This is a genomic window from Thalassoroseus sp., assembly GCF_984380535.1.
In genome coordinates this window covers 53,568-78,572 of the sequence record NZ_CFHRBF010000025.1, presented here as the reverse complement: position 1 = coordinate 78,572, position 25,005 = coordinate 53,568, and the positions used below count along the sequence as shown (strand labels likewise).

Sequence of the window (25,005 nt, the reverse complement as noted above, 5' to 3'; positions counted from 1 at the left end):
CCCCTGTTCAAGCCAAACGGTTGGCTGAACAGCGATCATTCACTGTCTTCTTGAAAGGGCTGTGTCGTGCGTCGAATCGTAATTGTGATGGCGTTGACGGTAGGAATGACAGGATTGGCTTCCATCGCCTGGACGCAGGATGCGACCACCAAAAAACCAGCGGCTTCGTTAGAAACCGAAACGCTGCCCCCAGGTGCCGAGCGGACCAAAAGTGGCAAAATCGTCTTTCGTGGTCGGCTTCCAAACGGTTGGGGTGCCCTCGGAATTGGAGCCTCGCAGAAACAAAACATCTACAAAGTCCAAGCGGAGTACAACTCCAAGATCGACGAGTTAGAAAAGCAAATCGAAAAATTGAAAGTGGAACGAGACGCAGCCATGCGTGGCGAATTAACCGAAATTCAACAACGAAAACTCGACGAAATTCTTTCCGCTAAGAAGTGACGGTTTTCCTGATGGATGGCAGCTAATGTTGCCCTTTGAGCAACGAGTTTCAATTCGGACGATTGAAGCTCGTTGCAATCTGAATCCGTGCGGATACGATACAGGTTGGAACTGGAAACTGATCCGACCGGCCACTCGCTGACGGTGCGTAGACTGGTCGATCTGCACTGCCATAGGATGATTTGATGTCTCAAACGAGTACCGATCGCTCATATACACTCCCCGAACTCGGCCACAATCCGGCGACGAACGGCGATGGTACCACGCCGGGAAGTTTCGCGAAGTCGCCGAAAATTGCACCAGGCGTGGCTGGTTGCTACACGTTTTCTTCGCCGGATACGCCCGGAATGCCGGCTCCATCCGGTAAAACCGCTTGGGATTTCTTGCCCGACGGTTGGTGGACGACGGAAGGCAACGAAGACCCAACCGACTACCAAGCCGACACGACCCTCGCTCAATTCGAGCAATCCGACGGAAGTCTTCGAAGCGTGGGCTATCCCGCCGGCTTCGAACCGACAACCCAACTCGAGCACGCTCGGTTGGGCATCATCACGAAGCAGATGGAACGGGTTGCCGAACGCGAACCGCATCTGACGGCCGCTCAAGTTCGTGACGAAGTCGCTGCCGGCCGGATGGTGATTCCGGCGAACTTGGTTCACTTGGGTTATCAGCTTGATCCGATGGCGATCGGTCGGGCCTCGAAAACCAAGGTCAACGCCAACATGGGGGCGTCGCCGGTCTCCTCGGGTACGGAAGAAGAAGTCGAGAAACTGAAATGGGCTGAACGCTGGGGTGCGGACACGGTCATGGACCTGTCCACCGGTGGCGATCTCGATGCCTGTCGCGAAGCGATCATTCAGAACAGCCATGTACCCATCGGAACTGTCCCGATTTACTCGATGATCATCGGTCGGCGGATTGAGGATCTCGATCGGGAAATCATCCTCGCAACATTGGAACAGCAAGCGAAGCAGGGAGTCGATTACTTCACGATCCATGCGGGAATTTTGCAGGCTCACTTGCCGTTCGTGAAAGATCGGTTGATCGGCATCGTCTCGCGGGGCGGATCGCTGCTCGCCAAATGGATGATCCACCACAACCAACAGAACCCGATGTACACGTTGTGGGAAGATATCTGTGAAGTCATGCGGCGATACGACGTGACGTTCTCGATTGGCGACGGACTGCGTCCCGGTGGATTGGCCGATGCAACCGACGAAGCCCAGTTGGCCGAACTCCAAACGCTTGGCGAACTGACGGAACGAGCCTGGCGACAGGGTGTGCAGGTCATGATCGAAGGTCCCGGACACGTGCCGCTCGATCAAATTGAATATAACATGAAGCTGGAACGGACCTTGTGTCACGGGGCACCGTTCTATGTTCTCGGTCCGCTCGTGACGGACATTTTCCCCGGTTACGATCACATCACAAGTTGCATCGGGGCGACGAACGCGGCGTATCACGGGGCGAGCATGCTGTGTTACGTCACGCCGAAAGAACACCTCGGGTTGCCAAAGAAGGATGACGTCAAGCAGGGCTGCATCGCGTATAAAATCGCCGCTCATGCTGCCGATGTCGCTCTCGGAATCCCAGGCACACGCGATCGGGATGACGAGTTGACCAAGGCCCGAGCAGCGTTGAACTGGGAGCGACATTTCGAGTTATCGTTCGATCCTGACACCGCACGGGCGTATCACGACGAGGACTTGGACGTCGATACCGACTTCTGCGCCATGTGCGGACACGACTGGTGTAGCGTGCGGATCAGTAAGGAAATCCAAGAATTTGCCAGTGGCAAGTCGGAATCCTATCAGTGGGATCGAGCGAAAGTCTCGCAAGCACTGACCTCCGAACAAAAGGAAATTCTTGAAAAACGCGGCGTGCTTTCACCAGAAGAAATCCACAAACTGGCTAGCAAAACCGCCGGTTCCGTTCCTGCAACAGATGACGGAAAAGCCGCGTGTCACAGCGATTACGTCGACTCTGACCAAGCAAAACGGCTTCAGGATGTGCGTTTAGAAGTCATCGAATCGACGGACACACGCGCTTAACATCGCTTGGCGACAAAAATCTGAGAAGATTACGTTCCTCAGACCGTCGAGGAATGTAATCTTCTTTTGTTGTTACACATTCTCGCTTTGCCAAGCCGCTGTCACGCGAGATATACTAGGGTTGCCGAACAACGGTTTTGTTCTTTGCATCCTTTGAGTTGTGGATTGGTGAATGCCGCCGAAACGTAATCCCCGCAAACCGACGTCTGCCGGGAAAGGCAAACCGACGACCGCTGGGGCTAGCGCGGCTCGGGGAGATGCCGTCCAAAAAGACTCAACCGGTACGCAGATCGGCAAATACCGTCTGATCAAGAAACTTGGGTCGGGCGGGATGGGGGCGGTGTATCTTGCGGAAGATACGGCTTTGGGACGGAAAATCGCGCTCAAAGTTCTTCCACGAGACAAAGCGCGAAATCCAACATTGGTGGCCCGATTCGAAGCGGAAGCCAAGGCTGCAGCCGGTTTGTCTCACGATAACATCGTGGCTGTGTACGAAGCGGGCGGTGCCGACGGATACCTGTATATCGCTTTGGAATACGTCGATGGCACCGATGTTTTTGAACTCGTGACGAAACGCGGTCCGTTGCCTGTCAAACGCACAATCGACATCATTCGACAGGTCACCTCGGCGTTGGATCATGCGGCCGAGCGTGGGATTGTTCATCGAGACATTAAACCGGCGAACCTGCTAATTCGCTCGAACGGAACCGTGAAACTCACGGACTTGGGTTTGGCTCGGTCGATTGAGGCGGCTTCGGATGCCGGCATCACGCGGGCTGGGCATACGGTGGGAACCGTGGATTACATGCCACCCGAGCAAGCACGGGACAGCAAATTGGCCGATGTTCGGAGCGATTTGTACTCGTTGGGTTGCACTTGGTTTTTCATGCTAACCGGACGGGTGCCGTTTCCCGATGGCGACTTGATGAACAAGTTATACGCCCACGGTCACGATCCGCGACCGAACCCGCGGGAGTTCAATCCCAAAGTGCCCGAAGGTGTGTCGGCGGTGCTCGAACGGATGATGGCCAAGTCTCCAGAGTCACGACACCAGACACCAAAAGAACTTCTGCGAGATCTCGATCACTCGATGCTCACGAACGAAGCCATCGCGGGAGGCGTGTTGGCGGCGTTGGAGGACGATGACGTCAATCCCGACCAAGTCTACGAGCAACGCCAGTTCAAAGGCGGACGGCGGGATGCACCGCCACCCTCACCTCGCTCGCAATTGCCGCCGGGCATGGAGACCGATACGGATAGTGATGCCGACGTGCATGAGGAATGGGTGGTCAAAATTGATGCACTCAAACTGATGCCCGCGTTGTTGGTCATCACGGGCGTCATCGCCGGCTTCTATTACCTGCTGAAGTTTTTAAACTCGTAACTCAGCTCCCAAGCACCCGGGAACAGTGTTTTCGTGTGATCGTTCAGCCACGTTTCGCCGAGGCTCACCCATTAGTGAGAGTTCTACTGCAGGGCATCCTCGTAGACGGTGAGGTAGTCGTTGGCTTTAGTTGTCCACGAGAAGTCTTTCTTCATGCCGGTTTCGACAAGTTGCTTCCAAAGTTCCGGTGAGTGATAGGCTGAAATCGCACGGTCGATGGTATCCAGCAGGTTCTGTGCGGTGTGGTTTCGAAAACCGAATCCTGTTGCGGTGTGATCGGCGGTTGCTTTTGCGGAGACATCGACGACGGTGTCGGCCAAACCACCAACTAACCGCACAATCGGCACAGTCCCATATCGCTGGCTATACATCTGATTGAGTCCGCAGGGTTCGAACATGCTGGGCATTAGGAAGGCATCGGAACCGGCTTCGATCAAGTGGGCTTTCGGTTCGGAGAACCCAATCGTGACGGCACACTTCTGCGGATATTTCTGAGCCAACTCTTCGAGCTTGGTTTCGAATTCCGGATTTCCAGTGCCCAACAGCACCAATTGGATGTCACGAGTGAAAAGTTCATCGCCGATTTCGATCAAGAGATCGATGCCTTTTTGATCGGTCAGGCGACTGACGATCCCAAAGAGGGGCACACCGGGCTTCTCGGGCAAGCCAAACTCCCGTTGCAACTGCGACTTCAACGCCGGTTTGCCAGTGGGTTGGTCCCAGGTGTCGACGTCAAAATGACTGGGAAGCAGGGGATCGGTCGCGGGGTTCCACTCTTCGGGGTCAATTCCGTTGGTAATCCCGACGAGATCCGCTTGTCGAGAACTCAATACGGATTCTAATCCGCAGCCAAATTCGGTGGTTTGAATCTCTTCCGCGTACGTCGGGCTGACCGTCGTGACCTTCCGGGCGAATGTCACGCCGGTCTTCAGCAGATTGATCTGCCCGTAATACTCCATATGTTGCAGTGTAAAGTACTGCGGGCTCAGTCCGGTGTACATCAACGCGTGACCAGGGAACAACCCCTGGAATGCGAGGTTATGAATCGTAAAGATCGACGCCGCATTGGCGAGCTGTGGAAACGTGCGGTACTTCACATCGAGCAATGCCGGGACAAGACCGGTTTGCCAATCGTTAGCGTGGACGATGTCGGCGCGAAAATCCAACTGGCGACAGATATTCAGAACCGCCTGGCTAAAGAAGCCAAAGCGTTCGCAGTTATCGCCATAATCCAGGTTGTCGACCCCGTACGGTCCGGGGCGGTCAAAGTATAAGGGGCAACTGACTAGAATCGTGCGTACGGTCGAATTGTCTCGGCGGACTTCGATCAGCTTAGCGGTCACATCGCGTTTGCCGACGTAAACCCGCACTTTCTCTTTGAGTGGCGTGAGCGTGTAGCCGTCCCAGCCAGCCTCACTACGCAATCTGGGGTAATCAGGAAGAATAAGCAGGACATCATGCCCGCTCGCGGCCAAAGCGTGCGCGAGTGCGGAAGTCACGTCGGCCAAACCGCCGGTTTTCGAGAACGGGACGGCTTCGGAGGCGGTAAGCAGGATGTTCATGGGGATGCTGTTTCTAACAAGTGGAACACTTTGAACTTAGAATCTCAATCGGAGACCGACTTCGCAAGGGCAGGCGGCCCTCACCTGCCGATTGACAGCGGAATCACCGGAAAAACAGGGAGAATTGACACGATCAGAAATTGACACCTAATCCGCAAAGTTTAACTCAACCGAACAGACGGTCTGATCCGAATAAAGAGATGAAGCCGTAAATCGAAGCGGTGGGCGTCTCAGCGTCTCGCGATCGGAAAATCTGATGAAAATACTCTGCCAACGAACGCTCCTCCTGGCGCTTGTCCTATTTGTGGGACAACGGGGGATTGCCGTCGCACAAGGTGAACCCGGGCCGGAGGCTCCGGTCCTCATGATGCCGCCACCAGGGTCGCCACAATTATTTGGCGACGGTGCTCCGGCTCCTCCTTTTGGAGCGTTTGCGATTTCGAATAATCGCATCGGTCAAGGGGCGGGGTGGGACGAATCCTACTTCGGAGGTACGGTCTTCCTGCCTTGGCACGTTGATCCTGGCCGAGCCATGTTCTTCGGCGTGCTCGCCAACTCGGTCACCGACGAAGGTGACTACGTTGGAAACGCCGGGGTCGGGTACCGCTGGTACTCGGATGTCTCCGACGTCATTTACGGCCTCTCGGGCTGGTATGACTTCGACGACTCGCACGCCACGAGCTACCAGTTAGCTGGTATTAGTGGTGAAATCCTCGGGCCAGTGCTGCAAGCTCGTGCGAACGGTTACGTGTTGACCGGTCGTAACAGCAAGGATGTGGCTCGGTTTGCCGCTTTGGAGTACGAGAACAACTCCATCATGGTGGTACCGCGAGCCATCACTGAGTACGCCTTCGAAGGTGCAGACGCCGAGCTTGGCGGGTTGTTGCCCTTTCTCGGCCAGTACGGAACCTACGGTTACTTGGGTGGTTACTGGTTGACCTCGGAAGGGGCCGGCACCGCGACTGGTTTCAGTGCCCGCACGTTCTCGTCGATCACAGAGAACGTTAGTGTTGGCACCCAATACACTTACGACAACAAGTTCGAGAGCAACTTCTTCGCGACGGTCAGCCTATCCTTCCCGATGGGTCGTCCGCAACGCTGGTTCTCGCCACAAACCGTTCCCGAGCGAATGGCTTCGCAAGTTCATCGACGTGAACGAGTTGCGACTTTCCTCGCCGGACGTCAAACCTCTGACATGATGACCGGGCAAGTCGTGCCACCCGATGGTGGTAACGGCGGTGGAGGATTGGACCCGGGACCGCTGCCGGCAGACTGCAATGTGGTTGTCGTTCCCAATGCGACCAACCCATCGAAAGTCATCTTTGTTAACCCGGCTGCGACCGGAAGTGCCAACCTAGGGACCGCGGAAAACCCGTACAACACCCTGGAAGCTGCCCGCTTGGCCAACAATTCGGCTTTCGACGTGATTCTTGTGATGGCTTCTCCCACGCAGAACAGCATCAATGGTGCACTATCTGTGACGGCTCCGATCGAACTACTTTCCAACCAGACATTCGTGTCCACCGCGGAAACCTTCGCCGTCGTGACGGGCAGTGGAACATCGATTCTGCCGGGAAGGTCGCTGACACCGCTGTTGAACAACAGCTCGACGGGTGTCGAATCTTCGATCGTTCGCCTGAGCGGCACTGGAACTCGCGTCTTCGGCTTCACGTTTGACGGTCGCGATTCCGCCGGAACACCTCGCCACGCGGGGATCGACATCAATCCGATCGTCACCGACATCAGTACCGAAATCGCTTGCAACGTCTTCCAGAACAGCCCAGCGGGTGTGCGGTTGAACTTGCGGACGATTCAATTCGGTGCGAACACGCCGACCAGCCCAGGTGCGACGAATCCGTTGCCACAGCAACCGGTCAACCAAGCCGGCTTGGTCAACCAGACGCTCGCTGCCAGCTCGATTACGCGGAACATCTTCATCAACAACACGTCACCTAACCCGGATGCAGTTGTGCTGAACGATGAAATTGCCCAAGCTTCGGGGATCGAAATTCGTCACACCGACGATTCGGTCATCCAAAGCCTGAGCATCACGAACAACGAGTTTACCAACAACACCAACGGGTTCCGCTACCTGCGTGGGGGTGATGCCGACATCGAAAGCACCGACCCCAACGTTCGCGGTATCCTGCTGGCCGACAACATCTTCACGGGTAACGGGGATGGTATCGACATCAACGCCAGCAACGGTGGCTTGATGCCAGGTGGTGGCGGACTTGTTCTCCCACCAGGTCTGCAAGACGACGACGAAGTCCTCGAGTTCGATGTCTTCCGCAACACCTTCACCGCGAACACGCAACGTGCTATCGACGTGCGTGCTCAAGGGGCGGCGATTGTTGACATCCGCATCGGTGACCCGAACGACGATCCGGCCAATCCGGTCAATGGCAACCTGATCTCTCGCAACCTTGGGAGTGGTATCGAATTCCGAACTCTCACCGATGCCAACGAACTGCTCAACGGCGGTGGCGGCGGTGCGATCTTAGGGAACATCTCCAACAACATCATCGAAGACAACCAAGAACACGGGATTGCCTTGGGACGTTTGGATGAAGTGGACCCCGACCGTGCGATTCCTCAAGGTACCGCACCACTGGGTGGCTTCGTCGTGGCCGAAGGTTACAATGCTGGTGGTACAGACAACGCTGGTGTGCCCGACCTGGTCGTCAACAACAACACGATCACAGGCAACTTTCTTGACGGGGTGCACATCTACCTCGACAAAGACGCTGTGTTCTCGAACGTTGCCGGTCAGCCTCGGGAAACTCGGATCGACTTCATTCAGAACTCGGTTTCGGGCAACATGAACCGTGGGTTCGGAATCGCTGCAACCAGCAACAACAGCGGCAACCCCGATGCTCCGGGCATCACACCGACCAACCCGCTGCCGTTCATCGGAGACTCCGGTGGTGGTCGGGGTGTGATTCGCATCGATCAACAATCCATCATCGGCAACTTGGCTGACGGGATTGCGATGCGAGCCGGGATCGATGGCCGACTGGACGTCACCGTCACCGACAGCTTGATTCAAGCCAACCGTGGCGATGGTATCGAAGTCATCACCGAAGGGATCGCCGACTCTCGACTACGAGTTGAAGACACGCTCATCATCGACAACTTCGGTCGTGGTGTGAACGTCCTCACCCGAGGAAACACGACCTTCACACAACCGACGGTTGTCGCGGGTGGTGCAAACGGTACCGAATCGACGACCAACGGTGCGAGCAACTCGTACGCTCTGATCGAGTTGGTCAACAACTACATCGCCGCGAACGATCGCGAAGGTGTGTTGGTGGTCAACACGGCCTCGGCTGTCCAAGATGCTGACGCTGACAGTGCGACTGCTCTCGATGCAACTGGTTCTGTCATCAACGATGCAACGACATCGCTGTTGATGACCGGCAACCAAGTGGATGCCAACGGTCAAGCTGGTTCGCTCGGTGGTTTGGCGATTCGGGTCGGAAGCACGGCGACCGACTTCAACGGCTTGTTCAACACGAACGGCCCTGGTTCGCCGGTCACGACCGCCAGCTTTGCCTCGACCGACGGTGGGGTATTGGCGAACATCGACAACAACCGGTTCTCGGGGAACATTCACCGCGACGTCTATATCGACAGCTTCGTGTCGACTGTTGACCCGCCAAGTCCTCCACAGTTCATTCCGGACCCGAAAGCCCGCTTGGACATCCGCTTCGAGAACAATGTCGGCGATGCGTTGGATGTTGCTAACTTCAACGGTGCCTACACGAACCCGGATATCATCAAGAACGGTAACAACAACCCACGGAACCACCCGATCTTCGTGCAACCTCTTGGTATCACTCCGATCGCAAACGCTCCGTTCCTGTCGCGACCGACCTTCCGAGTCACCGGAACTGCTGCTGATCCTGGCCAAGGCACCAACACCTTTAACCTGATCTACAGCGACTTCGACGACGCCTTCTACGAAGACGATGGCGAGCGAGTTCCTGAACCGCCAGCTGACCCAGGTGTGAACCCAGCGTTCCTCCTGCCATAAGCGGAAACGAACGGAACACGCAACGAACTCCCAGAGCCGACCCTAACCGGGTCGGCTTTTTTTGTGCACCCCGGGCAACTTCGCAGTGGATTGAAACACGCTGCCTTTTGATCCACGATGCCGCTACAATCGACTGGACAGTTGAATTACGCTCGGTTTCGAGGGTCACAGTATGACGTCCGATTACAACCGGAAGAGAGTTCGCCCTGGCAATACGCATCATCCGATGCGGTTCATTGCAACACTGTTCTTCGCTGTCATCGCATGTTTGATCGTGAATTCGCCGACGTCGTACGCAGCGGGACAGTCGACCGAACGAAATTCCCCCACTCACGGAATCCGCATCATTTACGATAGCCGTTGGGCGGGAACGCGACATGGCGGGTATTACCCAATCCGGATGCGACTGACCAACACCGCCGAGACCGTAGAGATTCAGTTGAAATTCCTCCCCGACAATGCCGGGGAACTGCCGATCGTCGAGAAACCGCCATTCGAATTGGCTGCAAATGCCAGTGAAGATGTCAGCTTATTGATCCCGCTTCTCGGTTACGGATCGAGTGGTCGTATCGAAGTACGACTCGATGGCGAACGTATGGAGCTGCTCGAAACGCGGATCATGCTGCCCGACGTTCCCTACGAAACGCCGCAGCCATCGCTGTTGGTCTTGTCCCGCAACAACATCAACGGCGAAGAGTTCACGAAATTTGCCGCCGCAAAAAGCACAAGTAGTTACTTCAACTCGCCCGACGATTTCGCCAGCCTTCCCCCGGTGTTACTGCCTAAGAACTGGTTGGGCTACAGCGGTTTGGATTACGTCGCGATACCGTTGCCGGAGTTCTCCCGTTTAGGGAGCGAAGAACGATCGGCGATCCTGCAATGGGTCCGTACCGGCGGGCAATTGATTGTGTTCAACACCGAATCCGACCCCAGCGAATCCGCGGAACTCGCGAAGCGTTTGGAACTCCCCGCAGACACCGTCCACGAATGGCAACACCCGTACCCGCAACAGTGGAATGCATTCCGTGTCTCGGACGAGGCGGCATACGGCACACACGTTGAGGAACACGTCGAAGGCGGGCAGTTTCAGATCGTCAGCGCCTGGAACATCGACGAGAACACATTCCTGCATCGGCCTATGCTAATGGGGCATGTCTATGCGTTTCGAGACAATCCGTTTCCGGGCAGTCCGTCGGATTGGGCCTGGATGGCGTCCGCACGTGCTCCGCAACAGTGGACATGGCCCAACCGTCGTGGTGGCAGCCCGAGACGGGAAACCACGAACTTTCTCGAGTTCCTCATCCCCGGCGTGTCGTCCGTCCCGGTTTACGCATTCCTGATTTTGATGACGCTGTTCACGATCATCATCGGTCCGTTGAATTACTTCTTCTTCCGCAGTCGTCGGCAAATCTACATGCTGCTCTTGACCATCCCAGGACTCGCGTTTGCAACGAGTCTCACACTCTTTGCGTACTCGCTGGTCTCGCATGGTTTCGATGTCGAAAGCCGCGTGCGGAGTTTGATCATGGTCGACCAACGCACCAATCAATCGGTCATTTCTAGCCGGGTGGCATTGTTCGCCGGGATGGTGCCCTCAGGCGGCTTACACTTTTCGCCGGAAACCGAAATCGCTTCGGTTTGGCCATCGGAAGACTCGATGAACGCCGGTCGCGTCGTCTGGTCCGGCGAGCAGGTCTTCACCGATGGTTTTTTCCGTGCCCACACGCGAACCCAGTTTTATTCGCTCACGCCACTGCCACAACGCGGACGACTTGATTTGGAACCGAGTTCCAACGGACGACTGCAAGTCGGCAATGGTTTCGAATGGGAAATTGCACAGTTGGTCGTGTCCGATGAAGCCGGCAAATTACATTTTGCGAGGGATCTCGAACCCGGTGGCAGCGAATGGGCCGGTATCGCCGACCAAACCGCACTCCGCGACTTCACCAATCTGCTCAAAGAGCAACCCCTCGAAATCCCGGACGGTGCGGTCGTTTCCGGCAGCCGACGCAATTGGCGGTATGGCCGTTATCAGTACCAGAACGAAATTACGATCAACTCGCAGCAAAGCCAATTGGAAACCATGATCCGCGAGTTTCAATCGATGGCAGACAATGAAAATGTTCTCCCACCGAGTACCTATTTGGCAATTCTCGCCGCCCCCCCAGACCCCGACACGATGAAGGCCATCACCGGAATCGAAGACACCACGGTGCAATCGGGCTACTTCCTGGTTTACGGGCGGTATTAGTAATTAGTAGATCGAAATTGGAGAATCGAGCATTGGGGATTCTGTACGGACTGACTTGTCATCCTCGATCTTTGATTCTCATCCAAGAACTTAGCCAAACGAAGACATAAAATGATCGACTTGAAACGCATTCTGTTACCGACCGACTTCAGCGACACCTCTCTCGCGGCGGCCAATTACGCGATTGCGCTTGCGGGAAAGTTCTCCGCGGAGGTGCACCTCGTGCATGTCATCGAGGAGTTGCACACCACGATTCCCCTATTGGAAACGTACGGTGCCCCTACGAAAGAACAATACGAAGCCAAAGCCCAGGCAATGCTCGACAATTGGCCGTTGCCGGACGGAGCCGAACGACTGACGATCGTCCGTCGCTTCCATCATGGCAGTCCGTACGTGCAATTACTGCGGGACGCCCGGGACCACGACATCGACTTGATCGTCATGGGCACCCACGGTCGTGGCATTACCGCTCATATTCTGATGGGTAACGTCGCCGAACGTGTCGTCAGAAAAGCCAGTTGCCCGGTCCTCACCGTCCGCCCCGACGGTCACCAATTCGTCCACCCCGGACAAGAATAGTCGGCCAAGGGACTGGAAACACGAAACAGTGACCAATAAACCCCTAACCTCCGAACCAATCCGTTCCCTGCGCCCAACGAACGAGAGATAGCATGTCGTCCACGTCGGACATTGACGAAACGACGGACTCCTGGTTACCGCTTTTCGGACGATTTCTTGGTCTGATTCTATTCGGCATCATCTGGGTCCTCCCCGCAGAAACTTGGGAACTTTCGCGTCCTGCACAGAATTTGGCGGCCGTCAGTGTGTTGATGGCGGTGTACTGGCTCACGCAGGCGATCCCAATGTCCGCGACCGCGTTGATACCATTGGCGTTGTTCCCCCTCTTGGGAATTCAATCCGCCACGGTCGTTAGCAAATCGTACATCGACCGCAACATCTTTCTGTACTTTGGCGGGTTCATCGTCGCGATGGGCATCGAACGTTGGGGTCTGCACCGCCGAATGGCCTTGCACATCGTCCGCCGGATCGGCACGAGTTCCGCCCGAATCGTGCTGGGCTTTATGTTGGCAACCGCGTTCCTCTCGATGTGGATCAGCAACACCGCTTCCACATTGTTGATGTTGCCGATTGCGTTGGCATTGGTGAATTCCCTCGGCGACTTACCCACCGAAAACGAACAAGCCGCCAAGACACATCGACGGGCCATCAATCGACTCGTTGTGGTGTTGCTTCTGGGAGTAGCCTACGCGGCGAGTATCGGCGGATTCACATCGCTCGTTGGCACGCCGACAAACCTGACGTTCACGCAAATCTTCGAAGACCGTTTTCCCGATGCGCCCCCCATTGCGGCCGGTCAATGGATGATTGCCGTCGTACCGGTTGGAGTTTTGATGCTAGCGATTTGCTGGCTACTGCTGACATTTCGCTTACCGAAAATTGCATTGCCAGCCGGAGGAGCGAACTTCTTCGAAGACCGCCTGCGGAAACTCGGCCCACCATCGCGGGCGGAGAAGTCGATGTTCGGCATCTTCCTTGCCACAGCACTCTTGTGGTTGTTCCGCACGGACTTATCGTTCGCCGGCACGACGCTCGTTCCCGGTTGGGGCAATTGGGTCGAAACGCAATTCCACACCGCGGAAATTCACGACTCCACCGTGGCACTTGCGATGGCAATCTTGATGTTCCTAATTCCCGCCCGTCGCAACGAAAACGGCCGCACGGAATACCTGATGGATTGGGAAACCGTCGAAAACATGCCTTGGGGAATTCTGATTCTCATCGGCGGCGGATACGCACTGGCAGGGGCATTTCAATCAACCGGGTTGTCCGAAGACATCGGCCGGATTTTCGCGGGTCAACTCGCCGGGCAGTCGCCGTGGCTGATTGTCGGGGGCACGTGTTTGCTGCTGACGTTCCTCACCGAACTCACGTCGAACACTGCCACCGTCGCCACATTGATGCCGGTCCTTGCAGCGACGGCGGTGGCGATCAATATCGATCCGCTACTGATCATGATTCCTGCCACAATTTCAGCGAGCTGTGCATTCATGCTCCCGATCGCCACGCCCCCCAACGCGATCGTCTTCAGTTCCGGCCGCATCTCGATTCGTGAAATGGCTCGCTACGGAATCCTGCTGAATCTGATCGGCGTGATAGTCGTGACCGCGTTTATGTTCTGGATCATCGGGCCCCAATTTGGCGTGAAGCAACAATCCCTCCCCGAATGGGCCACATCGACGACAAGCGAATCGTCAACCGAGAATTGACAGCACATCACCCGCAATTCATTGGCGAACAAGACGAACTCTGCCACATCTCCCTGTGGAAGAGGTCGGACGCTCGCGTCCGGGAGCGGGCCAATCCCAGGTGCATCAATTTCGACTGAGACGACTCAATCCTCGATCGAACATCGTTAACCGCTCGCCTTGGTTTCGTGGTTTCGTTACGATCGAAGTTCCGTTTTGATGACCATCGAAGAGCCGACTATGAACGAACCGACCGATCCGGACGAAATCGTCATCCCGCCGAAGCCGAACTTCCGTGAGCCAAAGTCCGCGGAACAAGACGCCCGTGAACAGGAAGCCCAGGCGATCAAGGGGTTGAGTGCCGCTTACTCCCGACTGCGGCAGGAAATCCGTAAGGTCATTATCGGTCAGCAAGATATTATCGACCAAATGCTGATCGCGTTGTTCTCACGCGGGCACTGTTTACTCGTCGGTGTGCCGGGTTTGGCGAAAACGTTGCTCGTGAGCACGATCGCGCAAATTTTGGAGCTGTCTTTCCGTCGCATCCAATTCACACCTGACTTAATGCCGTCGGACATCACCGGCACCGATGTGCTGCAAGACGACCCGGAAACTGGTCGGCGGACGTTTCAGTTCATGCAAGGGCCATTGTTCACGAACATTCTGTTGGCCGACGAAATCAACCGCACGCCGCCCAAAACTCAGGCAGCGTTGTTGGAAGCCATGCAGGAACGTCATGTGACTGTCGGTGCTCACACCTACCGATTACCCGCGCCGTTCTTTGTGTTGGCCACTCAAAACCCGATTGAACAAGAAGGCACCTATCCGCTGCCCGAAGCCCAACTCGACCGCTTCATGTTCAATGTCGTCGTCAAATACCCGACGGCGGCGGAGGAACTTCGCATTCTCAAAAGCACCACTGGTAACGAGAAACCGAACCTGGAAACCGCATTGACGGGTTCGCAGATTCTCGCGCTCCAGGAAGTCGTGCGGCGAGTCCCGGTGTCCGAACACGTCTTCATGTATGCCCGAGATTTAGTCCGCGCCACGCGTCCGAACGAATCGGAAGCCCCTCGGTTCATTCGTGAGTACGTCTCCTGGGGAGCCGGTCCGCGAGCGGGTCAGAATCTGATTCTTGGTGCGAAAGCTCGTGCCATTCTCGAAGGCCGTTTTGCCGTCAGCACAGGCGACATTGCCGCCGTTGCTCATCCCGTGTTGCGTCACCGGATCGTTACCACGTTCCAAGCCGATAGCGAAAACATTTCTGCCGACGACGTCATCAGAATGCTGCTCGACAAGATCCACGTCCCGCTACAAGAAAAAGCCCAGAAGATGCGACGAGGGTGAGGACGTAAGGGTAGAGAGTTGTGGATAGAACGTGTGAACCAACAACTGACAACTGAATAATCTATGCTCGCGGTCAAATGCCCGTTTTGTGGTCAACCGGTCGATCTGTCGCAGATGAATGTGATGGGAGTCTACGAACGCTATTTGATCCTGACGTTCGTCCTCAGCTTGCTGATGCGGTTTAAACAATATCGCACGAACATCAGTTTCGCCTGGCAGTTCCCGCAACGATGGCCAAGCGTGCTGGAAGTCGTGAAAGCTCACAAGGGAATTTTTCTAACCTGGACCACCTTGTTACCAGTCGGTGTGACCCTCGCGGTCTTGTTGGCCCACAGTTTGTGTTACCGCCTCATTTGGCAAGCCGCTGACGTCACTCCGACCACGCTCGGCAACGAATGGTATTTGTTGCCATTCTTGGTGTTGGTGTGCCTGACGATGCTCGCACTCGACTTGCAAGCGTTATTCTCGACAACGCAGACCGACTTCGACGAAATCGAAACTGCTCTCAGTCGTGGCGAATATGTGCTGTCGTCGCGTGCGATGGTTGCTCTTCGTGTGGGGTCGTTCGGGTTGTTCAGCCCGAAGAAGTACATCGAAAACCGCATTGAAGAAAGTTTGCAAGCAGTGCGGCTGGTGTTGCTCACGCAGTTGCGGCGTTGGTCGTTTCACACCGCAGTCCGCATCGCCTTCGGTTTTCTCCTGTGGTGGGCATACGCGTTGGTTAACGGGTTCATTTCCATTCCCACCTATTGGATCAACGCTGCGTTCATTCTAGCTGGTTTAGGCGTGGCGTACTGGTGGGCCAAACAACCGGTCGACATCGGCGAAATCCAGCCCGACTCAGAGACTGAGTAGAAATTCCAAGAGTGCATCCAGGTCGTCTGGTTTGATTTCCGTGCCGAGCGGATGCCGATGCACTTCGAACACCGCCCTCAATGACTTCGCCGAGTTGTCGTGGAAAAAGCGTTGTCGCTGACTGACTCCCAGCAACGAGGGCGGATTGTACTCGTGACCGCCACGACCGTCGTCAATCCCGACATCGACAACCTTCCGCGAGGTGTAAGTCGGCGGTTGATGACACTCCGCACACCCCTCGGCGGTGAAGACTTGCCGACCCTTCGCGATCGCAGCCGCATCGAGGGTGCCTCGTGCGATGCTCAAACTCGGCGGCGGGGTCAATGTCTTCATGTAATCGACGAGGGCGTTCACATCGTCGGTCGACAATTCATCGCCTTGCATCGTTTGCATGACAGATTTTTCGACCTGCTGCGACAGCGTTTCCGACGTGCCATTCCAAGCCCAAGGCGAAGTATGAGCCGCCCCCAACAACGACAACACACGTTTCGGGGCTCCGGTGGAACCGTCGCCGAAATTGTCGTTGAGCCGATCCGTGCTGTGTCCGCCGGGATGACAACTCTGACAACTAAACCAACTATCGAGCGACAACTTCGCCGAGTGAAACAGTTCCTCGCCTCGTTCCCAGGAAGCCCGTTCGACCGGCGGACCGAGGGGAATTGTAGACGTGACCCGTTTGGAGTTCAGGTCCAACACGGAAATCGAATCATCCGAGGTGTTCGCGATGTAGACCGTTTTTTCATCCGGACTGGCGGCCAACTTGGTTGGTCGACGACCGACGGTCTTTCGCTCGAATGGCAGCCGTTCGTTGCCTCGGACGGCAATTTCATCGACTCCGGAAATCGCGAGCACAGTTTCACCGCTGGGCAAAATCAGCACATCGCCCGGATCACCCGTGCCATCACCGGGACTGCCCAGCGAATACGCACCATAGAACTCGCCGGTTTCCGGATACTCTTCGTACGACGTTTCGAGCAGCGACGCCACCGATCGTGACCGCAGCACGTTCTGCATCACGCTGCCCCAGAAAATATGGTCGAAGGTTGTCGCTCGATTCGAGTTCAACACCTGATGAGCCACAAACACATTCTCGCCATCGACACTGAGACTCAAGCCCCGGATGTTCGTGGCGGGTATCTCGTGTTGAGCGACGATCGTTTTCTCCTTGGAATCGACCACCGCCAACGTCCCGCGAAAAGCGTCCGCAACGAGCAACTTGTTCGCCGTCGGCAACCACAACAATTCCTGGGGTGCAAAATTGAGATCGACTTGCCCGGTCGGTTCCAATTGCATTTTCGGTTCGCGTGTCAGACGCAAGAACGTCACCCGTCGCGACCATAGCGATGAAACCGCTACCATTTGGCCATCGACAGAGACCGCGACACTGACCGGATACTTCGCGACAGCCGCTTGCGTGTCGATGGTCACGTTATTGCCATCGACTTTCAGAAGTTTGACCACATGCTCGTCCCCGTCGACGACCAAACAGCATGAGTCATCAAGCTTCGTCAGGTCGGTCAAACGGGTCCCGATTGGCACTTCATTCACAACGCTTTGGTTACGAGCATCAATCACCGAGACCGTGCCGGTGCGTTCGTTCGCCACAAGCAACACGTCTTGCATAGCGACGAGACCGGCGGGTCGTCGCAACTTGGGCGACGGATGAAAACTGGTCTTTTTCTCGGTCTTGTTCAGCGATTTGAGTCGAATGTTGCGGTACGACGCTTCCGCCGGTGCCCCGCCGTGAATTTGCAGAGCAATCTTGCCGGTCAGTGGGATTATCTTGTCGTCTTCGGTGTAATCAACGGTTTGCACATCGTTGACCCAAATCTGAATTCGCGGCCCTTCGCAACGGATGACCAAGGAATTCCAACCGTCCGGCTTCAACTTTTGCAGCAATGGTTTTTGCTCGCCAAGTGCAAGAAATTTTCGGCGGCGGGACTCATCATACAACGCCCCCCAAATGCACTCCTGCGGTGTGAAGCCCATGTCGCACTGATACCCGACGACTTCATGATGCCCGTGAATCCGCTGACTACGAAATTGCACGCCCGCGTTTTTACCCTCGCCGACGAGCTTGGCTTCGAGTCGCAATTCGAAATCCTCGAAATTCTGTTTCGTGCACAGAAACTCGTTTCGAGGAATACGTGCATCCAGCGTCCCGGCCACAATGCAGCCGTCTTCCACGCGGAACGTGTCTTCATCGCCTTCCCAACCTGCAAGCGTTTTGCCATCAAACAACGGCTTAAACCCGTCATCCGCCGCCGAAAGCGACGCACTCGAAACCAACACCAAGAGCAAGGAACAACACCAACGCATAGCGACCCTCAACGCAAGCAATTCAGCAAAGATCATCGTTTGACGATACGACGTGCGACCGCCAACCGCAAGATTGATCGGTGAACTCGCGATCCACTGACGCTGCGTGCCAAGGCTGTATCAGCCATGTTTTCGGGTGAATACGTCCGGTTTTTCCCACTGGCGAGACGCCAGTGGCCCACGAACGGAAGTTCCGCATCATTGTCTGTTGCGGCTCTCAGCTCTCCACCCATCTCACGCTGCTCGTCGTTTCCGCATGATGTCCTCAACGGTTGCCACGAGACGTGGAGCCTGGGTTTTCACTGAGTAGCGTGCTTCGACGGTTTGTCGACCGGCTTTGCCGAGGTGTTCGCGGAGACCGGGGTTTTCCATGAGTCGTCGCAAACCGGCTTCCCAATCGGCGGGGGTGCGGGCGAGCACACCGGTTTCGCCATGCGTGACGATTTCGCAATTCACGCCCACCGGACTACACACCGCCGGGATGCCGAGACCCATGTATTGCAGGGCTTTGAAACCGCATTTGCCACGGGTCCAAGGATCGTCCGGCAAGGGCATTAAACCCACATCGAACGTGGCGGTCTCGCGAACTTCCACCTCCGGCGACCATGGCACGAACGTCACCGGCAATCCGTTCAGAGCGGTATAATCCAGGCCGTTTTCGGAGTCTGAAAGGAACTTCAATTCCGCCCGTCCGTGGAACTTCGCCAAAACTGGGAAGAGCTCATTCAGATAACGATTTGTGCTCGTGCTGCCGGTCCAGCCGATGGTGAATTTCTTGGGTGCGGTCGGCATCGGTCGAAGACGTGGATGGAATGTTTCTGTGTGGATGCAAGTGGGAATCACGTTCACCCGCGCGGTGTGCTCGCCTGCGAAGTCGGCCAGGTATTTATTCCCACAAATCACGTGGTCCGCCGTCCGCATCATGGCTTGAAATCGTCGCCCGCGTCGGCCGTCGAGAGTGCCCCGATCGTTCAAGAAGACAGCGTCGTCCAGATCGTAGACCAACCGATTCGCGGTTCGACGGAGGAAAAACAGTTCTGCGGCGGCCATCAACCGCTTTTGCAAGAAGACGACGTCGAACTTCGCCAAGTCGCGGTATTGCCGAAACCGATTCCACGCGTTCCCCGTCAAGAACCGCACTTCACATTCATGCCCGGCGTCCAAGAACTCCGGAAGCATTTGTTCGACACGGAACCGAAAACTCGCCTTCCCCGGCCGAGTGGCGAGAAACGCGATTCGCAATGATTTCATGAATCATCCTTGATTCTACGAATTCGACTTTCGACGCTGCACTTGCCGCACACGGCCGGCGAGTCGTTGCCAGAGACGTTTCCAGTGTCGCGTATTCATTCCGGCCGCCACGAGATACGCTCGCAAGAATCGCAATCGCACACTGTGGGAGAGTTCCATGGATGACTCCGCCCCAACCGCAAACCGTGCAAGATTCCGTACACGAGCCACGACCGGCACCCGCCACCATTCCGAGACGCCATCTAAGTCGATCACTGCCGCCTGCAACCGGCCGGCTCGCGGAACGACCATGACGTTGCCGGCTTTCAAATCCCGATGACTGAAACCAGCCGCGTGCATTCGCCCGATCAATTTTCCCAACACTTCGGCTGCTTCACAAAGTTGACGCCCCCGGTCACGGGAAGTCATTTTCATCAGACGTTCGCCCAACTGGGTGATGTTCTCTCCGCCGACGATCCACTCGGTTACGATATACGACGGTTGATTTTGGCGAAACCACCGTGGCGTGATCACCGCCAACGGCCGAGCGGTGGGAATGTCGGCCGCGAGTAATTTTCGTCCCATCCACCACGAACGCAGCGTGCGGTTACCCCGTAATACTGCGGTCAGAACCTTAATGAATGTCCGGCGACGCACTTGTTTGTATGCGACCGAAACCATTCGCGACCCCACCGGCATCTCTGCCCGCACGACCACCGCGGTCCGTCCCGCCTTGATGATGTCGCGGGTCTGGGTCTTCAGCGGCAATTCCGGGTAGTCGGTCAGCCGAATCAGCAAATCGCGAGGCAGGGCGGCCGCTGAATGTCCAACTCCAGATTTCCGGCGCAAGCAGACCACATCTCCAACCTGCGGGAATCCTTTCGTACCTAACAATCGTCGTAACCTTGATTGACGAAAAAACTTGCGACTCGTAGGCACCCATGGTGTGGTCATGTTGAGTCTCGCGCTTCTTTCGACATGGACGTTTTCGGATCATCGCTGGAACAGGCGGATTCTACGAAACTTTCCCAAACGGCCCACCCCAGTTTTTAAAAGCCGTCAAAGCCGGAGAATCGGGAAAGTCCTTGCGGAATTTCGAAAGCTGGACTGAAACGTCGCAACGAACGACAGCAGAACGAGTTAACTAGAGAAGTCCCCATCTCAAACACGAGAGAGGCCACAAGATGGGGTAGAATCGCGTCCTTGAACCCCTTAGGATTGGGGGTTCCCGATTTTTGGAAGACCTTTGCAGCGAGAAGAAAAATATGTCGGAAGGTTCGGTTGCAGTTTCCACACCGGTTTTGGAGACATCGGAAGCGTCCGAGGAAGAGTTGATTTCCCGTGCCCAGATGGCGGTCAGCCAATGTAACTGGGTTTTGGGGGAGTGTGCCGCATCCTGGACGCAGCGTTACGCTCGTGGCCGTACGGATGCCGATTTCGGGCAAATGGTAGGCTTGAGTAGTGATCAAATCTACCAACGTCGTCGCGTCTGGGAGACGTTTGGCGATGTTTACGACAAATACTCGCAGTTGAAGTGGTCGCACTTTTACGTTTCGCTGAACTGGGACGATGCCCCTGAGTGTCTCCAATGGGCGGTTGAAAACGACGCGACCGTCGCGGAAATGAAAGCCTGGCGACGGGCGTTGCGAGGGGAAGATCTCACGCAAGAACCGCCACTCGATTCATTCGCTGGTGATCCTGCTGCGAGCAAGATGGTCGAAGAGTCGCGGCCGATCCAAGGCCCCGAAGGATTCGACGCAAACGGTTCTGGCGGAACAGTTTCTGAGCGAGATCAAGACTCTGATCAACTCGATGCCGCTTATGCTCCGTACCGCAAGGACGCCGGTTCTCCCGCTGAGTCGGATGACGATTCCAGCTCGAAGAACTCGCAGGAGAACATCGCGAGCGATCAGATGCTCAAACGCATGACCAAAGCGCTCGAACGCATGGTCTCCGCGATGACAGATCATCGACTTGAGGAAATGGCTGAACTCCCCGAGTCGCTCCGTGGCCCGTTCATCGACGCGGTCATCGATCTTCAAGACCGAGCAAAACGCCTCGGCCTGTAGACGCGAATTTCCGTGTGAAACAAACCCGTGAGTCATGCGGAACTAGGAAATTGCATGTATTAAAGGCAATCTTACGTAACATGTAATGCGGTTAATACTTGGGTGGCATGCCCACCGTTTGGGGTGGGCATGGGCCAGCGATGTTGGAATGTCCAATCATGCCCACGTAAAACCGTGGGCATCCCACCCACGACGCTAAATCGAACCGATTTCCTGCAGTGCCACCCGCCATCTCTGACAAATGCAATTTCCTAGGAACGATTCTGGTGTTGCAAAAAACGCGGCTCATCGAGCCGAGGCATACCACTCTTGGGCTAATTGTTGGCGGTTTCCAACGGTTGGTAGCGGGCAACCACTTCGCGGGCGGTGCGGAGACCATCGACGGCGGCGGTGACAATGCCACCCGCGTAACCCGCTCCTTCGCCAATCGGGTACAACCCGACAATTCCCGGACACTCGCGGGTTTGGCGATCGCGGTCAATCCGCACCGGCGAACTGCCCCGCATTTCCGGTCCCACGAGGTTCGCATCACGGAGAAAATCGCCTCGCCATTTGCGATCCATTACCGGTAAGCCTTTGCGAATGGCAGTCGAGATGACTTCCGGTAGCACCTCGTTCAAGTTCGCGGGGACCAGTCCGCGTTCGTAAGACGATGTTGGGCTGAACTTCGCGGACGGACTCTTCCCAGCCAGAAAATCCTGAGCCGACTGAATCGGGCACAAGTAGTCTTTCCGTCCGATTTCGTAAGCAATCGCCTCAAATTTGCGTTGGACCTCGACGCCTGCAAGCGGATGTTTGCTACCGAAATCGCTGGGCTCCAATGTCACGACCAAACCGCTGTTCGCGTACGTCGTATCGTGACGGCTATTACTCATCCCGTTGGTGCAGAACATGTACGGTTCACTGACGCTGGGAATGACAATCCCGCCCGCACACATACAGAACGTGTACAAGTCCCGTTGCCCCTTGGCGACGAGCGTGTAGTCAGCCGCACCGAGAATTTCCTGATATTCGTCGCGTCCGTACTTATGACGATTCACGTTTTCCTGGGGATGCTCGATCCGCAAGCCGAGTTGGAAGGGTTTGCGTTCCATCGGTACGCCGACGCGGTGTAACATTTCGTACGTGTCGCGGGCACTGTGACCAATGGCGAGGATCACGTGATTCGTGCGAATTTCGCCTGATGATGTCCCCACGCCGACCACGCGACCGTCTTCGATCAGTAGCGATTCCATCCGGCAACCAAAACGGTATTCGCCACCGAGTGCTTCGATCTTTCGGCGGAAGTTGCGGCAGATCATCGGGAGTTTGTTGCTGCCAAGGTGCGGACGATTCTCATAAACCAACGACTCCCGACCGCCACACTCCACAAAACGTTCGAGTACCCAATCGACATCAGGCCCGGTGATGCGACAGGTGAGTTTGCCATCACTGAAACACCCCGCACCGCCTTCACCGAACAGGTAATTGTTCTCGTTCTCGAATTCACCGCCGCGATCGAACCGCCGAATCGCCGGCACTCGCTCTTTCACCGGTTCGCCACGCTCGAGCAACAACGGGCGATACCCCCGCTTCGCCAAGTAAAACCCCGCCAGTAGACCGGCTGGTCCCGTGCCGACAATCACTGGGCGGTCCTGCATGCCTTCCGGTCCCGGGTCGGGATCGTCGAACGGCACCGCTTTGTAGGGGGTAACGCCTTCAACGTGTTCAAATCGGTCCGGAGAAATCGAGCTATCGGCCAATTCCACGACGGTCGAGTACACAAACTCCAAATCGTGCCGCGATCGGGCATCGAGACTTTTCCGCAGAATCGTCCAGCGTCCCAAGTCCGACACCGGCATTCCGAGCCGGTCGGCGATATGATCGGTCAACGTGGATTCAGTCGCCTCGACAGGCAACCGCAAATTCGTCACTTTCAACGGCATGGAATTGCTTTTTCGCAGAGGGCCAAGAGTGAAGAGCCGAGAGCCGGATGATTCAAAACCGGCCACACAATTTGTTCAGCTCTCCGCTCTCTGCCCTGGGCTCTCGGCTTAGATCAAGATTTCAAGAATCATGGCTTCGGTCACACTCCAAAATCTCTCCAAAACTTTTACGGGCCAGAGGCCTGCCGTCAACGATGTTTCGCTGGAAATTGCTGACGGCGAGTTTTTAGTGCTTGTCGGACCCAGCGGTTGTGGGAAATCGACGCTTTTGCGAATGATCGCCGGACTGGAATCACCCTCCGCCGGGAAGATTCACATCGGCGATCGCGTGGTGAATGACGTCGCTCCCAAAGACCGCAACATCGCGATGGTCTTTCAGAACTACGCGCTCTATCCCCATATGAGCGTCCGTCAGAACTTGGCTTTCGGTTTGAAACTTCAGAAAGTGCCGAAAGCCGAGATACATTCGCGGACCGAACACGTCGCAGGGCTGCTGCAAATCGAAAATCTGCTCGATCGCAAGCCGGGGCAGATTTCTGGCGGGCAACGACAACGGGTAGCCGTGGGCAGGGCAATCATGCGACAGCCGGCGGTATTTCTGTTCGACGAACCGCTATCGAATCTCGATGCGAGTCTCCGTGGTGAAATGCGACGGGAATTGGCGGCTCTTCATCGCCGGTTGCAAACGACCATGATCTACGTCACGCATGACCAAGTCGAAGCGATGACGCTGGGCGATCGGATCGTAGTGATGAAAGACGGTGTCGTGCAACAAGTCGGGCCGCCGTTGGAACTCTACAACCATCCGGTCAACCGTTTCGTGGCGAGTTTCCTCGGTTCCCCGCCGATGAATCTCGTCGAGGGAAAATTAACAACCGCACACGAGGCAGCCGTCTTCCGCTTCGGTTCGCACACAGTTCCTGTTCCTGAGTCAATCGTGAACCAAGTAGGATCTCGGGAAACCCCGTTGACGCTCGGCATTCGTCCAGAACATCTCCATGCCGTCAACTCCAAACCCGCGGCCGATTCCATTCCGCTGGCTGGTGTGATCGAAGAAGTTCAACCGCTTGGCAGCGAAAGTTTGGTTCATTTGCTTATCGAGAACCAACCTCTGATCGCCAAGACTTCTTCGACGAAAATCGCGATTGATGCCCCCTCGAAATTCGAGTTTTCGCCCGACCATGTGATATGGTTTGATCCAGCTGGCCGTGCGATGACACCTTGAGGCTGGTGTTACTGGGTTACGGTCAACGAAAACACCCTCGACT

16 protein-coding genes are annotated in these 25,005 nt (G+C 55.9%); 11 read left to right on the top strand and 5 right to left on the bottom strand.

Annotated elements, in window-relative coordinates; all coding sequences use genetic code 11:
- Positions 1-66 precede the first annotated feature (66 nt).
- The 3 genes from AC5DDB_RS27520 (at position 67) to AC5DDB_RS27510 (ending at position 3,876) form a co-directional block, all read left to right on the top strand.
- On the top strand, positions 67-441 hold the full coding sequence (locus AC5DDB_RS27520; protein ID WP_491742981.1) for a hypothetical protein: 375 nt from the start codon (positions 67-69) through the stop codon (positions 439-441).
- 488 nt (positions 442-929) lie between these two features.
- Complete coding sequence (thiC, locus tag AC5DDB_RS27515; protein ID WP_491742991.1) at positions 930-2,492, top strand: phosphomethylpyrimidine synthase; 1,563 nt, start codon at positions 930-932, stop codon at positions 2,490-2,492.
- 172 nt (positions 2,493-2,664) lie between these two features.
- Positions 2,665-3,876, top strand: a complete 1,212-nt coding sequence (locus AC5DDB_RS27510) for a serine/threonine-protein kinase (RefSeq protein ID WP_491742980.1) — start codon at positions 2,665-2,667, stop codon at positions 3,874-3,876.
- Positions 3,877-3,959: 83 nt separating this feature from the next.
- Here AC5DDB_RS27510 and glgA read toward each other — a convergent pair whose 3' ends face one another.
- Complete coding sequence (gene glgA, locus AC5DDB_RS27505; protein WP_491742979.1) at positions 3,960-5,438, bottom strand: glycogen synthase GlgA; 1,479 nt, start codon at positions 5,436-5,438, stop codon at positions 3,960-3,962.
- 256 nt (positions 5,439-5,694) lie between these two features.
- On the opposite strand from glgA, the gene AC5DDB_RS27500 reads away from it, so the two are divergent.
- The 6 genes from AC5DDB_RS27500 to AC5DDB_RS27475 all read left to right on the top strand — a co-directional run bounded on the left by AC5DDB_RS27500 (position 5,695) and on the right by AC5DDB_RS27475 (position 16,194).
- Positions 5,695-9,474, top strand: a complete 3,780-nt coding sequence (locus AC5DDB_RS27500; RefSeq protein ID WP_491742978.1) for an inverse autotransporter beta domain-containing protein — start codon at positions 5,695-5,697, stop codon at positions 9,472-9,474.
- 172 nt (positions 9,475-9,646) lie between these two features.
- A complete protein-coding gene (locus AC5DDB_RS27495; protein WP_491742977.1) occupies positions 9,647-11,725 on the top strand; it encodes a hypothetical protein in 2,079 nt (692 codons plus the stop codon).
- 111 nt (positions 11,726-11,836) lie between these two features.
- Entirely contained in the window at positions 11,837-12,304 is a 468-nt protein-coding gene (locus tag AC5DDB_RS27490) for a universal stress protein (protein WP_491742976.1), read from the top strand.
- Between the two features lie 92 nt (positions 12,305-12,396).
- Positions 12,397-14,013, top strand: a complete 1,617-nt coding sequence (locus AC5DDB_RS27485) for an SLC13 family permease (protein WP_491742975.1) — start codon at positions 12,397-12,399, stop codon at positions 14,011-14,013.
- A gap of 219 nt (positions 14,014-14,232) precedes the next feature.
- Positions 14,233-15,339, top strand: coding sequence for an AAA family ATPase (locus tag AC5DDB_RS27480; RefSeq protein ID WP_491742974.1), 1,107 nt, complete (start codon positions 14,233-14,235; stop codon positions 15,337-15,339).
- Positions 15,340-15,402: 63 nt separating this feature from the next.
- Positions 15,403-16,194, top strand: coding sequence for a hypothetical protein (locus AC5DDB_RS27475; RefSeq protein ID WP_491742973.1), 792 nt, complete (start codon positions 15,403-15,405; stop codon positions 16,192-16,194).
- Here AC5DDB_RS27475 and AC5DDB_RS27470 read toward each other — a convergent pair.
- The 3 genes from AC5DDB_RS27470 to AC5DDB_RS27460 form a co-directional block, all read right to left on the bottom strand.
- On the bottom strand, positions 16,180-18,513 hold the full coding sequence (locus AC5DDB_RS27470) for a 3-keto-alpha-glucoside-1,2-lyase-like domain-containing protein (protein WP_491742972.1): 2,334 nt from the start codon (positions 18,511-18,513) through the stop codon (positions 16,180-16,182). The two genes, AC5DDB_RS27475 and AC5DDB_RS27470, sit on opposite strands and share 15 nt — an antisense overlap.
- Before the next feature lie 234 nt (positions 18,514-18,747).
- The gene (locus AC5DDB_RS27465) at positions 18,748-19,764 is read right to left on the bottom strand and encodes a glycosyltransferase family 4 protein (protein WP_491742971.1); all 1,017 of its coding nucleotides are present in this window, start codon (positions 19,762-19,764) and stop codon (positions 18,748-18,750) included.
- 15 nt (positions 19,765-19,779) lie between these two features.
- The gene (locus AC5DDB_RS27460; RefSeq protein WP_491742970.1) at positions 19,780-20,592 is read right to left on the bottom strand and encodes a lipopolysaccharide kinase InaA family protein; all 813 of its coding nucleotides are present in this window, start codon (positions 20,590-20,592) and stop codon (positions 19,780-19,782) included.
- 416 nt (positions 20,593-21,008) lie between these two features.
- On the opposite strand from AC5DDB_RS27460, the gene AC5DDB_RS27455 reads away from it, so the two are divergent.
- Positions 21,009-21,812, top strand: a complete 804-nt coding sequence (locus tag AC5DDB_RS27455) for a hypothetical protein (RefSeq protein WP_491742969.1) — start codon at positions 21,009-21,011, stop codon at positions 21,810-21,812.
- A 314-nt stretch (positions 21,813-22,126) separates the two neighbouring features.
- Here the strand turns inward: AC5DDB_RS27455 and AC5DDB_RS27450 are convergent, their stop codons facing one another.
- The gene (locus AC5DDB_RS27450) at positions 22,127-23,737 is read right to left on the bottom strand and encodes an NAD(P)/FAD-dependent oxidoreductase (protein WP_491742968.1); all 1,611 of its coding nucleotides are present in this window, start codon (positions 23,735-23,737) and stop codon (positions 22,127-22,129) included.
- A 130-nt stretch (positions 23,738-23,867) separates the two neighbouring features.
- Between AC5DDB_RS27450 and AC5DDB_RS27445 the strand changes: the two genes are divergently transcribed.
- Entirely contained in the window at positions 23,868-24,962 is a 1,095-nt protein-coding gene (locus AC5DDB_RS27445) for an ABC transporter ATP-binding protein (protein ID WP_491742967.1), read from the top strand.
- Positions 24,963-25,005 lie beyond the last annotated feature (43 nt).

What these genes read in the sequence shown, in the direction of transcription:
- glgA (WP_491742979.1), bottom strand. Translation starts at nt 5,438, where the DNA reads ATGAACATCCTGCTTACCGCCTCCGAAGCCGTCCCGTTCTCGAAAACC.
- AC5DDB_RS27480 (WP_491742974.1), top strand. Translation starts at nt 14,233, where the DNA reads ATGAACGAACCGACCGATCCGGACGAAATCGTCATCCCGCCGAAGCCG.
- AC5DDB_RS27500 (WP_491742978.1), top strand. Translation starts at nt 5,695, where the DNA reads ATGAAAATACTCTGCCAACGAACGCTCCTCCTGGCGCTTGTCCTATTT.
- AC5DDB_RS27450 (WP_491742968.1), bottom strand. Translation starts at nt 23,737, where the DNA reads ATGCCGTTGAAAGTGACGAATTTGCGGTTGCCTGTCGAGGCGACTGAA.
- AC5DDB_RS27445 (WP_491742967.1), top strand. Translation starts at nt 23,868, where the DNA reads ATGGCTTCGGTCACACTCCAAAATCTCTCCAAAACTTTTACGGGCCAG.
- AC5DDB_RS27495 (WP_491742977.1), top strand. Translation starts at nt 9,647, where the DNA reads ATGACGTCCGATTACAACCGGAAGAGAGTTCGCCCTGGCAATACGCAT.
- AC5DDB_RS27485 (WP_491742975.1), top strand. Translation starts at nt 12,397, where the DNA reads ATGTCGTCCACGTCGGACATTGACGAAACGACGGACTCCTGGTTACCG.
- AC5DDB_RS27455 (WP_491742969.1), top strand. Translation starts at nt 21,009, where the DNA reads ATGTCGGAAGGTTCGGTTGCAGTTTCCACACCGGTTTTGGAGACATCG.
- AC5DDB_RS27475 (WP_491742973.1), top strand. Translation starts at nt 15,403, where the DNA reads ATGCTCGCGGTCAAATGCCCGTTTTGTGGTCAACCGGTCGATCTGTCG.
- AC5DDB_RS27510 (WP_491742980.1), top strand. Translation starts at nt 2,665, where the DNA reads ATGCCGCCGAAACGTAATCCCCGCAAACCGACGTCTGCCGGGAAAGGC.
- AC5DDB_RS27465 (WP_491742971.1), bottom strand. Translation starts at nt 19,764, where the DNA reads ATGAAATCATTGCGAATCGCGTTTCTCGCCACTCGGCCGGGGAAGGCG.
- AC5DDB_RS27490 (WP_491742976.1), top strand. Translation starts at nt 11,837, where the DNA reads ATGATCGACTTGAAACGCATTCTGTTACCGACCGACTTCAGCGACACC.
- AC5DDB_RS27470 (WP_491742972.1), bottom strand. Translation starts at nt 18,513, where the DNA reads ATGCGTTGGTGTTGTTCCTTGCTCTTGGTGTTGGTTTCGAGTGCGTCG.